Source organism: Paenarthrobacter sp. E2MeOHC11 (assembly GCF_058744955.1).
On record NZ_CP196673.1, the window covers coordinates 1,212,207 to 1,226,721 of the forward strand.

At 60.8% G+C, this 14,515-nt stretch carries 10 protein-coding genes; 1 reads left to right on the forward strand and 9 read right to left on the reverse strand.

The window, feature by feature from the left end; translation table 11 throughout:
* Position 1: 1 nt before the first annotated feature.
* The gene (gene treS, locus ACSSVG_RS05570) at positions 2 to 1,798 is read right to left on the reverse strand and encodes a maltose alpha-D-glucosyltransferase (protein ID WP_231342690.1); all 1,797 of its coding nucleotides are present in this window, start codon (positions 1,796 to 1,798) and stop codon (positions 2 to 4) included.
* Entirely contained in the window at positions 1,798 to 3,903 is a 2,106-nt protein-coding gene (locus ACSSVG_RS05575; RefSeq protein ID WP_492417776.1) for an alpha-1,4-glucan--maltose-1-phosphate maltosyltransferase, read from the reverse strand. Before ACSSVG_RS05575 ends, treS begins: the two co-directional genes overlap by 1 nt.
* Before the next feature lie 104 nt (positions 3,904 to 4,007).
* Here ACSSVG_RS05575 and glgP point away from each other — a divergent pair, with 104 nt between their 5' ends.
* Entirely contained in the window at positions 4,008 to 6,632 is a 2,625-nt protein-coding gene (gene glgP, locus ACSSVG_RS05580) for an alpha-glucan family phosphorylase (protein ID WP_492417778.1), read from the forward strand.
* A 123-nt stretch (positions 6,633 to 6,755) separates the two neighbouring features.
* On the opposite strand, the gene ACSSVG_RS05585 is transcribed toward glgP, so the two are convergent.
* The 7 genes from ACSSVG_RS05585 to glgX form a co-directional block, all read right to left on the reverse strand.
* A complete protein-coding gene (locus tag ACSSVG_RS05585) occupies positions 6,756 to 8,774 on the reverse strand; it encodes an ABC transporter ATP-binding protein/permease (protein WP_492417780.1) in 2,019 nt (672 codons plus the stop codon).
* On the reverse strand, positions 8,771 to 9,808 hold the full coding sequence (locus ACSSVG_RS05590; protein WP_492417782.1) for a hypothetical protein: 1,038 nt from the start codon (positions 9,806 to 9,808) through the stop codon (positions 8,771 to 8,773). The genes ACSSVG_RS05585 and ACSSVG_RS05590 overlap by 4 nt, the downstream gene beginning before the upstream one ends.
* A 167-nt stretch (positions 9,809 to 9,975) precedes the next feature.
* The gene (locus ACSSVG_RS05595) at positions 9,976 to 10,632 is read right to left on the reverse strand and encodes a hypothetical protein (protein ID WP_492417784.1); all 657 of its coding nucleotides are present in this window, start codon (positions 10,630 to 10,632) and stop codon (positions 9,976 to 9,978) included.
* A gap of 384 nt (positions 10,633 to 11,016) precedes the next feature.
* Entirely contained in the window at positions 11,017 to 11,199 is a 183-nt protein-coding gene (locus tag ACSSVG_RS05600) for a hypothetical protein (RefSeq protein WP_492417786.1), read from the reverse strand.
* A gap of 309 nt (positions 11,200 to 11,508) precedes the next feature.
* Positions 11,509 to 11,868, reverse strand: coding sequence for a barstar family protein (locus tag ACSSVG_RS05605; RefSeq protein WP_354232656.1), 360 nt, complete (start codon positions 11,866 to 11,868; stop codon positions 11,509 to 11,511).
* Between the two features lie 6 nt (positions 11,869 to 11,874).
* Positions 11,875 to 12,336, reverse strand: coding sequence for a guanyl-specific ribonuclease (locus ACSSVG_RS05610; RefSeq protein ID WP_231342678.1), 462 nt, complete (start codon positions 12,334 to 12,336; stop codon positions 11,875 to 11,877).
* A 24-nt stretch (positions 12,337 to 12,360) separates the two neighbouring features.
* Positions 12,361 to 14,475 carry a glycogen debranching protein GlgX gene (gene glgX, locus ACSSVG_RS05615; RefSeq protein WP_492417788.1) on the reverse strand — a complete coding sequence of 705 codons (2,115 nt, stop codon included), beginning with the start codon at positions 14,473 to 14,475 and terminating at the stop codon, positions 12,361 to 12,363.
* Positions 14,476 to 14,515: the final 40 nt, after the last annotated feature.

The window sequence follows — 14,515 nt, forward strand, 5'->3', positions numbered from 1 at the left end:
CTCATCCTTTGGAGGTCACCACGGGAATCGCCTGGGTAAAAGGCGACGAGGGATTGGAAAAGGCCGAGCGGACCCTCAGCCAGTAGAAGCTGTGGCTGCCCAGCATCACGGTCAGATGACCGTTGTCGCCGACGGCCGGGAAGGGCTGGCCGCCGAAAATATCCCGCAGGCCGCGGCCTGCGAACTCAGGGATGTCCAACGTTGCCGCCACGGGGTGCTGGGAGAGGTTGAAGACGCACAGAATGGTTTCGGCGTCCTCCCCCTCAGGGTTGCCCGCCGGCAGTTCCCGAACATAGGCAAGCACCACCTCGTGGTCCGCTTCAATGTGCCGGAAACCGCCCAAACCAAACACCGGGTGGTTCTTGCGCACGCTGAGGATCTGCCGGGTCCAGCGCAACAGTGAACCCGAGTGGGCGGCCTCGGCTTCAACGTTGACCATGCTGTAGTTGTAGACGAGCGACTGGATGACCGGAAGGTACAGCTTGCCCGGATCGGCCCCCGAGAAACCGGCGTTTCGGTCCGGGTTCCATTGCATTGGAGTGCGGACGGCATCGCGGTCATCGAGCCAGATGTTGTCTCCCATGCCGATTTCGTCCCCGTAGTACAGGAAGGGACTGCCAGGCAGGGAAAGCAGCAGCGCGTTGATGAGCTCGATCTCCGAGCGGGAGTTGTCCAACAGAGGCGCCAAACGTCGCCGGATGCCGATGTTGGCACGCATCCGGGGATCGGGGGCATACCAGCCCAGCATGGCGGCGCGTTCCTCCCCCGGCACCATTTCCAAGGTGAGTTCATCGTGGTTCCGCAGGAAAGTTCCCCACTGGGCCCCCTTGGGAATTTCCGGGGTGTCGCGCAAGGTCTCGATGATAGGCGCGGCCTTCTGGTCCCGGAGTGCGTAGTAGAGCCGCGGCATGATGGGGAAGTGGAACGCCATGTGGCATTCGGGCGCTTCCTCGGTACCGAAATACTCCACCACTTCATGCGGGGGCTGGTTGGCCTCGGCAATGATCACCCTGCCGGGATAGTTCGCGTCCACCATGCGCCGTAGGTCCTGCAGGAACGTGTGCGTTGCCGGCAGGTTCTCGCAGTTGGTGCCGTCTTCCTCGAACAGGTACGGAATGGCGTCGGCCCGGAAGCCATCGATCCCTTGGTCCAGCCAGAACCGGACCACGTCATAGAGGGCCTCGATGACCTTGGGGTTCTCAAAGTTCAGGTCCGGTTGGTGGCTGAAGAAACGGTGCCAGAAGAACTGCCGCCGGATGGGATCGAACGTCCAGTTCGATTCCTCGGTGTCAACGAAGATAATGCGGGCGTCCTGGTACTTCTCGTCGGTATCGCTCCACACATAGAAATCGCCAAAGGGACCTGTGGGATCCTTGCGGGATTCCTGGAACCAAGGGTGCTGGTCCGACGTGTGGTTCAAGGGAAGATCGATGATCACCCTGACGCCGCGGGCGTGTGCCTCGGCAACCAGCCGCTTGAAGTCGCTGATGGTGCCGAACTCATCCAATACGGACGTGTAGTCCGCAATGTCATAGCCGCCATCGCGCAACGGGGAATGGAAGAACGGCGGCAACCATAGGCAGTCAACGCCGAGCCACTGCAGGTAGTCCAGCTTCTCGATCAACCCATGGAAGTCGCCGGACCCATCCCCGTTGGCATCCGCAAAGGCCCGCACCAGTACCTCATAGAAGACTGCCTTGCGGTACCAGTTGGGATCATGCTGGAGACCTGGGGCGTTCAACTCGAAGGTGTTCTTCGGAGTGAAGTACTGGCTCGGGTTCTGCGGGGAAAAACTCACTAAGGCTGCCTCCGGATGCTCAGGATGTGAGCCGGTTCCACGTGGGCATCCAGGCGGACGTAGTTGTGCTCGCCCCACTCCCAGCTCTGGCCGCTGATCAAGTCATCCACCCGGAACCTGCCGTCCTCATTGAGATCCCGGGGGTCCAGTTGCAGGGCCGCCAAGTCCAGGGAGACCGTGCTCTCGCGGGCGCTGTGCGGATCCACGTTGACCACAATGATCAAGGTGTCCTTGGTTCCGTCCGGCAGCGTCTTGTGCTTGGAGTACACGATCGTGGCATCGTCCGTGCTGCTGTGCAGCGTCAGGTTCTGCAGGTCACCCAGGGCAACGTGATCCTTGCGGATGGTGTTGAGCCTGGTGATGTACGGAGCCAGGGTGCGTCCGGACTCGGCTGCGCCATCCCAGTCCCTCGCCTTGTATTCGTACTTTTCGTTGTCGATGTACTCCTCGGCGCCAGGCCGGGCTACGTGCTCATACAACTCATAACCGGCATACACACCCCAGAGCGGGCTGGCAGTCGCAGCCAGTGCAGCCCGGATACGGAAGGCTGCCGGACCGCCGTACTGCAAGTACTCGGTGAGGATGTCCGGGGTGTTCACAAAGAAGTTCGGGCGGAAGAACGCCGGACTCTCGTGGCTGACCTCGTGGAAGTACTGCTCAAGCTCCGTCTTGGTGTTCCGCCATGTGAAATACGTGTAGGACTGCTGGAATCCTGCCCGGCCCAACGCGTGCATCATCGGGGGACGGGTGAAAGCCTCCGCCAGGAAAACAACCTCCGGGTTCTTTTTGTTGATCTTGCCAATCAGCCATTCCCAGAACCAGACAGGCTTGGTGTGGGGATTGTCGACGCGGAAAATCTTCACGCCATGGCTGATCCACAACTGCACGATCCGCAGAATTTCCTTGGAAAGGCCAGTGGGATCGTTGTCGAAGTTCAGGGGATAAATGTCCTGGTACTTCTTCGGCGGGTTCTCTGCGTAGGCGATGGAACCGTCCACTCGGGTGGTGAACCATTCGGGGTTGGACGTCACCCAGGGGTGGTCCGGAGCTGCCTGCAGGGCGAGGTCCAAAGCTACCTCGAGTTCCAGCTCGTTGGCACGCGCCACGAACGCGTCGAAGTCCTCGAACGTACCCAGTTCCGGGTGGATGGCATCGTGGCCACCGTCCTTGGAGCCGATGGCCCACGGCGAACCGGGATCCTGCGGTCCCGGCGTCAAGGTGTTGTTGCGGCCCTTACGGTGCTGGAAGCCGATCGGATGGATGGGCGGCAGGTAGATGACGTCGAAGCCCATGTCCGCTACGGCGTCGAGCCTCTTGGCAGCCGTGCGGAAATTACCGGAAGTCCACGTGCCGGTGGAGTGGTCCAACACGGCGCCCTCGGAGCGGGGGAAGAATTCGTACCAGGAGCCACGGCCCGCGAGGTCGCGCTCCACCTGCAGCGGGAAACGCTCCGATACGGTCACCAGCTCGCGGATCGGAAGACGTTCGACGGCGGCCAGCACCTCAGGGCTGAAACCGGCGCCGAGGCGTTGTTCGGCGGTTTTGGTGGTGTCTGCCAGCACAACGGAAGCGGCACGCAAGGTGCGCTTTTCCGCGCCGGTACGTCCGGCGTCGTCGGCTGCTCCTGCCAGGAGGGCGGCGCCCTCGGCGAGCATCAACTCGACGTCGATTCCGGCAGCGACCTTCACCTCTGCATTGTGGTGCCACGTTCCGTAGCGGTCATGCCAGGCCTCGATAACGAACGACCAGGCCCCGGTGCCGCCCGGCGTGATCAGGCCCTCCCAGCGGTCCAGGCCCTTCCACTGCTCACCCTGCGCAGGGCTCAGACGGACGCGCTGGCGCTCCCTGCCCCTGGGATCGAGCAGCACAGCGGAAACGCCCAGCTGGTCGTGGCCTTCACGGAACACCGTGGCGCCAACCACGAGGTCCTCCCCCGGCAAGGCCTTCGCCGGGAAACGGCCACCCTCAACAACCGGCTGAACGGCCGTGATGGGGAACCGGCCGAAGCGAAGTCCGTCGGTGATGTCCGTTTTCGTCTTGGATTTCAGAGCGGTGATGGTTCGCACGGTATTCGTCACAAGCACGACGTTAGCGAGAAACATCACAGAATGCTAAGCACACGACCTTTCTTCTCGACGCAAGATGTCTTTTACCTAAAAGAAACCCAATGCGGTTCCGACTGCCATGTGAGTCCGTTAGTGTGGCGCTCGTGAAGGCAATTCGAAGGTTTACAGTCCGTACCGTCCTCCCTGAGCCCATCCGGCCCCTGGCACGTCTGGCCACCAATTTACGTTGGTCATGGCACCGGCCCACTCGGGAACTTTTTGCGAGCCTCAACCCGGCTCTCTGGGAGGCGTCGCAGCACGACCCCATAGCTCTTCTTGGGTCGATCAGCCGCGAACAGTTGCAGGACTTGGCCAACAATGGCGAAGTAGTGGAGCGCGTGCAGCACGCCGCCGCCGACCTGGACCGCTACCTCAGCGAACCACGCTGGTACCAGGGCCTCGGCGAAGACGCTCCGGCGTGCATTGCCTACTTCTCCCCCGAGTTCGGTATCACGGAAGTGCTTCCGCAGTACTCCGGCGGCCTGGGCATCCTGGCAGGCGACCACCTAAAGGCCGCCTCGGACCTGGGCGTGCCGCTGATCGGGGTCGGGCTCCTCTACCAGGCCGGTTACTTCAAGCAGTCGCTGTCCCGCGATGCGTGGCAGCAGGAAACCTACCCGGTGCTGGACCCTGATGGCTTGCCGCTGACGCTGCTTCGCCACCCGGCCAAGGACGGCGCGCCCGGCAAGCCGGTCCAGATCTCGCTTCCGTTGCCCAACGGCCGGGAACTCCACGCGCATGTGTGGCGTGCCGACGTCGGACGCGTTCCGCTGCTGCTGCTGGACTCCAACGTCCCCTCCAATGACGAGGCCGCGCGCGGCATCACCGACCGCCTTTACGGTGGCGGCGGCGACCACCGGTTGCAGCAGGAACTCCTCCTGGGCATGGGTGGCGTCAAGGCCCTCCGCGTCTACCAGGAACTCACCGGCACACCGGCGCCGGAAGTGTTCCATACCAATGAAGGCCACGCAGGTTTCCTGGGAATCGAACGCATCCAGGAAGCCATGTCCGATCCCAACGAGCCCCTCAGCTGGGACGAAGCCCTCGCCGCCGGACGCGCGTCCACCGTCTTCACGACGCATACGCCGGTCCCCGCAGGCATCGACCGCTTTGAGACCGTGCAGATCAAGCATTTCTTTGAAGCCGGGCTGGCGCCTGCCGTACCGACTGACCGGATCCTTGAGCTGGGCCGCGAAAACTACGACGGCGGCAACCCTTCCGTTTTCAACATGGCGGTGATGGGCCTGCGGCTTGCGCAGCGCGCCAACGGCGTGGCCAAGCTGCACGGCGTGGTGTCCCGCGAGATGTTTGCCGGCCTGTGGCCAGGATTCGACCACTCCGAAATCCCCATCGCCTCCGTTACCAACGGCGTCCACGTGCCCACGTGGGTTGACCCGCGCATCTCTTCGCTGGCACGGACCCAGTTCGGTGCAGAAGCCGAAGCACTGGGACGCTGGGACTTGGCCTACAACGTCAGCGACGAAGACGTCTGGAGGCTTCGCAGGGAACTGCGCGCGCAGCTCATCGACGACGTTCGACGCCGGCTCCGGGCTTCGTGGAAGAAGCGCGGCGCAGCGGATGCCGAACTGGGCTGGACCGATTCAGTGCTGGACCCGGACGTGCTCACGATCGGTTTTGCGCGCCGTGTGCCCACGTACAAGCGGCTCACCCTCATGTTGCGCGACCCCGCACGCTTGAAGGCCCTCCTGTTGGACCCGAAGCACCCCATCCAGCTGGTCATCGCCGGCAAGTCGCACCCCGCTGACGACGCCGGCAAGAAGATGATCCAGGACCTGGTGCGCTTCACTGACGACCCCGAAGTGCGGCACAGGATCGTGTTCCTGCCGAACTACGACATCGCCATGGCCCGGACGCTGTTCCCCGGCTGCGACGTCTGGCTCAACAACCCGCTTCGCCCTCTGGAAGCCTGCGGCACCTCCGGGATGAAGGCCGCCATCAACGGCTCGCTCAACCTGTCCGTCCTTGACGGTTGGTGGGACGAAATGTACGACGGCGAAAACGGCTGGGCGATCCCCACCGCGAACAATGGCGCCTCCGCCGATGAACGGGACGACATCGAGGCATCAGCGCTCTATGAGCTGCTCGAGAACCAGGTGGCGCCACGATTCTACGGAACCACGGTGGCCCAGGGCGCCGGTGCTGCAGGACCCTCCGAGTCCAGCCTTGAGACCGTACCCACCCACTGGGTATCCATGATCAAGCACACCCTGGCCAACCTGGGTCCCGCAGTCTCGGCCGAACGCATGCTCCACGACTACGTCAACAACCTCTATTGCCCGGCCGCTGTCTCCGGGCGCAGGGCAGTTGCCGAATCGTTCAAGGAAGCCAAGGAACTCGCCGCCTGGACCACCAAGGTCCGGAACGCGTGGCCCCAGGTCGTGGTGGAACACGTTGATTCCGTGGGTGTCTCCGAGGAACCCCAGGTGGGCGACAGCCTTCAGGTCAACGCCTACGTGGCCCTCAACAGCCTCACCCCGGATGACGTGTCCGTGGAGGTGGCCTTCGGCCGCGCGGAGGAATCCGACGAGCTCGAGGACATCGTGGTTGCGGAACTGGACTCCCTGGAGGACCTCGGCGGCGGACGCCACCTCTTCCATGGCTCCGTGGTCATCAACCGCTCGGGCTCCTTCGGCTACACGGTTCGAGTGTTCCCGAAGCACACAGCGTTGGCTTCCAAGGCTGAGCTGGGGTTGATCGCGAACGCCTAAGCCTTCGAAGGTGCATGGCCCCGCTTTTCCGTTGTTGCCCAACGACGGAAAAGCGGGCGGCCGCCCGTGGAGGGTGCTGTTTTGCATCTATGAAGCTGGTTCGGGGGAACTCCCGCGGGACTTCTACGCGCGAAGTGCAATAGCGGGATCTTTACGGCTGGCGACCCAGGCAGGGTAAATGGCGCTCACAATACCGGTGGTCGCACCCACAAGGAGTCCAACCACCCATAGCTCCGGGGGCAGTACGGGCGGCCAGGCCTGGATCCAGGAGACGCAAAGCGTGGTCATAGTTCCGATGATGCCGCCGAGAGAACCTGCTGTAACTCCAACGATGAAGCCCTCAAGGATGAAGGATCGGCAAATTAGCCATCGACTAGAGCCGATCGCTCGTCGAAGGGCTATCTCTGCCGATCGGTTCTGAACGGTCAGGTACATCGAGGAAGCCGCAGTGATGATCGCCAGGAGCATCAGGACCAGCGATAGCAAAGCGATGAGCGACCCGAGATCATTTGAGACGTCCTGCCTGATTGACTGAATATCGGCTGTGACGTCTACTTTTGCCTTCCCTGGGTCGCTCGGCGAGTATCCAAGCGGCGCTACTCGCGCAATCGCAGCCGAGAAGCCCTTTTCGGTTCGAACTTGAACTTTTAGGTCTGACCTGGAGACGCCACGCATGAGGCTGGCGTTTACGAATACGGAGTCAGCGTACTCAGGAAAATTTGGGCCAGGTTCGAATACACCAACAACGGGCACAAGTCGGTCATCGATCCATATGCTCACCCCTGCCACCGGCCCGGTTTTCTTGCTGTACGGTATGTCGAGCGCAATTGCCGCCTTCGTCGAGACTACTGCGAGAGGACCAGCTCGTGGGTCGTCGAGGGCACTTCGGATGTTGTGGGGAATTAGGTCGATTCCGAAGTCATTGAAGTAGTTCTTCGAGGAGGAGTGGAGTGACAATGGCGCTTCGGGTTCCAGGTCGGAGGGCTTAACCCGTGTTATACGTACGTCTGCCGGAACCGCTGAGTACACATAGGATGCGCCAACTACATGAGGAAGACGGGTAATGCGATCTACCCCGGAACGAAGTCCATCTAAATCGTCTTGAAACACGGCAGGTCCGTCTTCGATGGAGATGGACAGTCGATCCTGTGAGGCGATCGCCAGCCGATCGTTGATGGCATTCGACGTCGTCGAACTGATACCCAGGGCACCCGTCATCCCGCCGATGGCAATCGCAAATGCAAGGATGAGAAGCATTGTTCGGAGAGTACGGGCGGAGAGCGCGGTAAGTGCATCGCCCCAGTCATCCATGAGGGAACACACGGTGCGAGAGACCCATGACTGCTGACTTGGTGCACCGAAGGGCTCGGGGTCGACCGGAACCTTAGATGGCGGCATGGGTTGAGAATTCGTTTCGACGTCACTCGTGATTCGACCGTCTCGGATCTCAATCCGGCGATCCGCTTGATTTGCCACGTCCATATCATGGGTGATGACAATTACGGTGACACCTTCGGAGTTGAGTTTCCGAAGGTATTCAATGACCCGTCTGCTGTTGTTGGAATCAAGATTGCCTGTTGGCTCGTCGGCAAGGATGATCCGCGGGTGGGTCGCAATTGCTCGTGCTATTGCAAGTCGTTGCCGTTCGCCGCCTGATAGGAGCTTGGCTTGGACCTTGCGTTTATGCTCCAGACCTACGAACTCCAGCGCGGCCAAGGCAGCCGACGCCCGCTCGTCCATCGGCACACCTTGGACCCGTAATCCGATAGCAGCGTTGCTGATCACGCTATCGTCGCCGATGACGTTTGAGGACTGGAAAACGAACCCGATCAGGTGTAGTCGCACCGTGTCGAGGCTTCGTTCTGAAGCGGCCTCGACGGCTTGTCCACGAATGGCGAGACGTCCGGAGCTTGCTCTGTCCAACAAGCCCATGATGTTTAAAAGCGTCGATTTCCCTGAGCCTGAAGGGCCCACAATGGACAAGAACTCACCGGACTCAATTGCCAGTGAGACGTCAGAAAGAGCGGGGGACTCTGCACCTGCATATGTGCGCGATACTCTCTCTAGGCTGATGACCAATGCGTTATCGGAGCCTGTAACTTCTGCTCTGCGCGCGAGAGGCTCCGATCGTGAAATAGTCACGATATTTGGACCTCGTCACCTTGGCTGAGATCACCGGAGATTGCGGCGAAACCTCCCCCTGACCGAAGAACCGTGATGGGGATACGCGTTGCGGGGACCTTTGAGTTTCTTCCGTCGCCCGAGCTTCTGAGAACGTAGGTCCCGTCGGCATCCTGTCGGATGCCAGATAACGGCACAGCGAGGGCTTGTGCCGCGCTACCTTGGCCAGCTACCGTGACACTCAAATTGGGAGTCAATAAGACCAGATCCGCCTTACTCGTTGGCTCTACCGTCACGGGATGTCCAGCACGTTGGCCTTCTCCCGCATCCGTGAATGGACCCACGCCAGTTATCCGACCGGCCAGTTGCTTTTCCGCGACCCTTACAGTGACATCCTGCCCAGCCTTAAGAGACTCAGCCTGCTGGACCTCAGCAATAAACTCCACGAAGTTGTCTTCGGCCTGGAACGTGGCAAGAGGGCTTTCGGGCGTAACTTTCTGCCCTATGTTCAGGGCGGAGACAACGGTCGCGCTGGCCACGGGCAGTGCTATCAGTTGTCTGTGTGGGATCGAGAGCGCGGGGGTAGAGCCGACTGGTGCCGTTGTTTCTGGTGTAGCTCCCGGTTCGACTTGTTGACTTTGCTCGGTAGGCATTCTCCCGCTGCTCAAGGTGAAACCCTCGCTGGCAAAGAAAGAGGATGCGGCTTCCATGGTTGCGCTGTCCATGTGACCATTTTCGGGAGAAGGATACCCCATCTGCATAAGTGCCCGTTGCAATGCCAACACGTCATCTCCCTCATCACCTCGGGAAAGATCGCGATACAAAGGGAGCGGATCAGGCAGGACGAAATAGGGCTTGCCTGAAACCACACCTGCAAGGTCGCCCCACTTCAACGTTTCCCCCGCCTGAAGCGTCTGGCGCACGACAATCGGTTCCTGTGCCTCCAAGTCGATTTGGATCGGCACTGCCGGGCCGGCCTTAATAACTCCAGAGAAGGTAAGACGGTCGTCGACGATACGGTTTTCAACCATTGCATAAACAGGGATCTCAGCCATGGAGTCCTCCGGCCGGATGATCTCTGATTGATCAAAGACGCGTCCGGCGAGCAAACCCACCCCCGCGGACATGACTCCGGTGACTGCCAACAGGACGATTAGCCACCGTCGCGAGAGTCGACTCAATCCAACAGCTGCCGCGGCACTCTGCCGGGGCTGCTCATCGATCACTGCGTCTCTTTCAGTAACTTCTCGGCGGCATCCACGTAGTTCTGGCTTCTATTCTTGAGCGCGGTAAGAACTGCCTCATTCTGCTTGATGAGCGGCAGCTGGTAGCTTGCCTGAATATCACCGAGCGTTTGGGTGAGCCGGACTTCCTGGTTGCATTCGGCCTCAATCGTGGCGATTCGGACGCCTTCGGCTGTGTCCGACTTCGACGGGTTTTGCTGATCTGTCCTCGCCTGCAGGTCAAAGGACTGCTGGCTCGACCACTTGGCGTTGGCAGCATCCCGCCCCGGCGTCAAGCCAGCCGCTGAGATGCATTTGTCCCAGTCGCCCTTGGCATTCTTCCAAGCGTCAGTTTCTGATGCCATCCTGAGACTTTTCAAAGCAATTTCCGCTGCAGCACCACCATTCATCAGGTCATCAGGTGGAGTGATTTCATCAATCTTGCTCTTTTCGCTGGCAAGACATTTGTACCTGGCATCCCCCCACGAGCCTGCCTCGTCGTGCTTCTGGTTCGATTGAGCATCTTCTCCAATAAGCCGGAAGCCGTACTGTCTCACTCGATCAACGTTCCACACGCCGAAGTTCCGGTTCTCTGCCTTCGGATAAGCAGCATTCGGATCATCGATGAAGCCAAATTCCTTCATGCACGTGGTCATGATGACTTCCCTCGCCAGAAGAATCTGAGAGCGATCACGGGCCGAAATTCTGTATGCGTCCACTGGGAATACGATCAGAGAGTTCTCGTAATCCAGATTCACTTTTCCCGATGAGTCCGGCGTGATTGAACTGTCCGCACCCCCCGAACAAGATGAACTAGCCAACGCTAGGCCTGTGGCAAGCGAGGCCACAAAATACCTTGTCCAGCGTGCCCGTCGTCCAGTAGTTCTTCTCGACACCATCCCGCGTCCAATCTCGTTTCTTACGCCTCGACTAGTAGTAGCCGGGCCTATTTTCAGACAAGAACTTTGACCTGCCGACACTTTATCGGCAGGTCAAAGCATGGTGCCGCTCACTCGATGTATGCGAACCGCTGCGTGGGTTTAGCCCCTGTGGAAGCTGCTGATGTTGTCATTCCATGTACCCAGGAAGGGCACGTACCAACCCAGGGCGCTGTAGTCGTTAGCGCTGCCAAAGCCAGCACCGCCGTAGTTGATGTCCTGCCACCAAGTGACGTAGTAGCCGAAGTTCTTGACCGAACTGGTCTTGTTATCAAACGACCCCATCCAGGTCGAATTGTCGGCTCCGTACGTGGCACCGCCGTAATCCCTAATACGCAAATGACGTAGAGCCTAAAGGCCCCTCCGAAATGTATCGCTCGACACATTTAGCGTCAAACTTTGGAAAATAGTCGGAAAAAGCGCAGAAATATTTAAATTCTCGCATCACGATTGGGTGGCACGCACCACTTAAGCGCTTCGGCGGGAATCACGAACGCATAGGATCAATGCTGGGCCACGCCTCAACTCTCCGTCAGAGCACTCAAGTCGCTGTTTGCGCCGTGGCTTGCCCCCACTGGTATGACGTTGGAGCGACTAATTCTCGAACACGGCGATGACCGCGAGGTCGCGGCCGGCGTAGCGCTCTGCGTCTTGGAGGACTTCGCAGACTACCCCGAAGGACCGGTCTGTGCGGTAAGCGGCCGGGACCTGCCAGATCATGGTGACGGGTCCGCCGTCGTCCTCTGAGAGGGCGTCGGCGTAATCGTGCAGGGAGTCGTTCAGGGCGTCCAGGTTCACACCGTAGTACTCAGGGAAGTCCAGGACCTGGGCGAAGACTTCCAGGACCGCTTGCTTGGTGGTTGCCGGGGGGACCATCACGGTCCTGCGGCCGGCGTCGGAAATCTGCTCCCGTAGTTCTTCAAGGGTCCAGGTGTCTGCAGAATAGATCTTCATGGGCTCCTACTTGCCTTCGACGATGAACTTGAACGATTCGTAATGGTCCGCGGTGTAGTACTTGGCAGCGTCCTTGCCCACGATGATCCGGCGGGCGCCCCGGTCCGACTCTCCGGGTGTGGGCACCGTGTACTCCTTGTAGAAGCCGCCGGACTTCTTGGGCAGGAGGCCTTCGAAGTTGCCGAAGTTCACGCCGTCACGGTCATACGGGTACGGGCCACCCTTCGCGATGAGGGTCAGCGTCTGGCGGGCTTCCCTGGGTAGCTGCGAGGCGTTGATGGCGGGCAGCGACGAAGGGTTTGCCACCACCGCGGCCCCCGGCGTCGCGGCGGCCGACGTCGCGGAGCCAGGTTCCGGCGTCGTGGTTTGCGCTGTTAACCCACCTCCGCCCACCATGGCGACCACCAGCACGACGACGGCGATCACCAGTCCCGCGAAAGCCACCAGTTTGTTGCGGCTGCGGTTCATGCGAAGAACTCCTGATTGGTGTGCCTACGTGCGGTAGATGTTGATGGTGTTGGCTTGCAGGATATCCCGCTCGCCGGAGGCCACCAACGCGCCCTTCCGGCGATCGTGCAGCACCGACGTAGTGAAGCGAAGTTCAAACATGCGCTTGCCGATGCCCGATTCGCTGAGGATCTCCGGCAGAACCATCTTCACGTCCTGGTTGCTGCCATTAACCACGATCAAGCCACGAATTTCGCTGTCCTCATGGCCCATCAGGAGCTGGACGGAGCGCACATTGGGATCGTTCCAGCGCGCCGGGGTCATCCGCTTACCTTTATCGTCGAACCACTGCAGGCTGGAATCGTTCGCGTTGCCGGGGAAGCTCTCAGGCTGGTGCCTCAGGAACCAGCGGCGGAGCCTGACCAGCTCCCGCGTGGTCCTGAACATGGCATTGGCTTCCTGGGTTCGGCTCCAGTCCAGCCACGCCGTGGGGTTGTCCTGGCAGTAGGCGTTGTTGTTGCCCTGCTGGGTGCGGCCAAGTTCGTCGCCGGCAGTAATCATGGGAACCCCGAAGGACAACAGCAAGGTGGCCATCAGGTTCCGAACGGACAGGGCACGGGCAGCAACGATGGCCTCGTTTTCGCTCCTGCCTTCCACGCCGTGGTTGTAGCTGCGGTTATCTCCGTGGCCGTCGCGGTTCTGCTCACCGTTGGCCTCGTTGTGCTTACGGTCGTAGCTCACCAAGTCCTTGAGGGTGAAGCCGTCGTGGGCCGTGATGAAGTTGACCGAGGCCAGCCGGGTGCGTCCCGAGGAGGCAAAGAGGTTGGCCGAACCGGCCATGAGTTCAGCCAAGGAGGCCACGGAACCGCCCTGGCCACCGGCTTCGATGGCTGCGCGGTCGGACAGCCAGAAGCTGCGGACGCCGTCGCGGAAGTGGTCATTCCAATCCGACCAACCGTGCGGGAAGCGGCCTGTCTGCCAGCCACCGTAGCCAACGTCCCAAGGCTCGGCGATGAGCTTGACCGCCGACAATACCGGATCCTCCGCAATGGCCTGCAGGAAGGGGTGCTGGGGATCGAACGTGTTGCCCGCATCCCGGCACAGGGTCACTGCGAGGTCGAAGCGGAAGCCATCCACGTGGAAGTCGTTGACCCAGTACCGCAGGGAATCCAGGGCCAGGTCCACCACCACGGGATCGCTGAAGTCCAGGGTGTTGCCACAGCCGGTGGTGTCCAGGTAGCGCCCGTGGGCATCGTGCCGGTAATAGCGCTTCTCTGCCAGTCCACGGAAGCTGAGGGCAGGACCGTCCGGACCTGCTTCGGCGGTGTGGTTGTACACCACGTCCAGGATGACCTCGATGCCCGCTGCGTGCAGCAACTTGATCATGCCCTTGAGTTCGTCCTGAACCGCGTGGGGGCCAGCGTTGCGGGCAGCTTCGGTGGCGTAGTCCGAATGCGGGGCAAAGAAGGCAGCCGTGTTGTAGCCCCAGTAGTTGGTCATGCCAAGGTCCTGGAGATGTGACTCGTCCAAGTGGAAATGGATTGGCAGGAGCTGAACAGCGGTGATGCCAAGCTCTGTGAGGTGCTGGATCATCACCGGATGCGCCATGCCGGCGTAGGTGCCGCGAAGGTGCTCCGGGATATCCGGGTGAAGCATCGTCTGCCCACGGACGTGGGCCTCGTAGATGACCGAGGTTCGGAGCGGAATACGCGGCGGTTGGTCATCGCCCCAGTCAAAGCCGGTTTCCAGGTGGACACTCGTGAGGAATTCGCCCCGCTGGTCCACAGCGCGACCGTAGGGATCGAGCAGCAGCCGCTGTTCGCCGTCGTCGTCCAGGTCCAAAGCCGGCACGGACATGGGGAGGCCGGTCTCGGCTGGTGCCGCCCGGAAACCATACCGGGTGCCCGGCGCTACCCCGCTCACCAGCCCGAAGTGGACGCCGTCCTCGACGTTGGGAAGGGCGTGGGCGCGCCACGGCTCGCCGGGAGCCTGGAAGGCAATCTCTACTTGCTCCAGGTCGGGCGCGAAAACGGCCACGTTCACGTGATGATTCTGCGTGTTTTCGGCATCGACGAGATCGGGCTGGGGCGTGCTCAGTCCAAGGGGCCGTGGCCGTGAGGCGTCGACGGCGGCTTCTGTGTCAAAAATAGGCATAACCATTACTTGCAAGTTTAGTTCCACGCCCTGTATGTGCCGCGCC

Coding starts and splice junctions, on each gene's coding strand:
- ACSSVG_RS05590 (WP_492417782.1), bottom strand. CDS start 9,808: ATGGCTGAGATCCCTGTTTATGCAATGGTTGAAAACCGTATCGTCGAC.
- ACSSVG_RS05595 (WP_492417784.1), bottom strand. CDS start 10,632: ATGACCACGTGCATGAAGGAATTTGGCTTCATCGATGATCCGAATGCT.
- ACSSVG_RS05600 (WP_492417786.1), bottom strand. CDS start 11,199: ATGGGGTCGTTTGATAACAAGACCAGTTCGGTCAAGAACTTCGGCTAC.
- ACSSVG_RS05605 (WP_354232656.1), bottom strand. CDS start 11,868: ATGAAGATCTATTCTGCAGACACCTGGACCCTTGAAGAACTACGGGAG.
- ACSSVG_RS05610 (WP_231342678.1), bottom strand. CDS start 12,336: ATGAACCGCAGCCGCAACAAACTGGTGGCTTTCGCGGGACTGGTGATC.
- glgX (WP_492417788.1), bottom strand. CDS start 14,475: ATGGTTATGCCTATTTTTGACACAGAAGCCGCCGTCGACGCCTCACGG.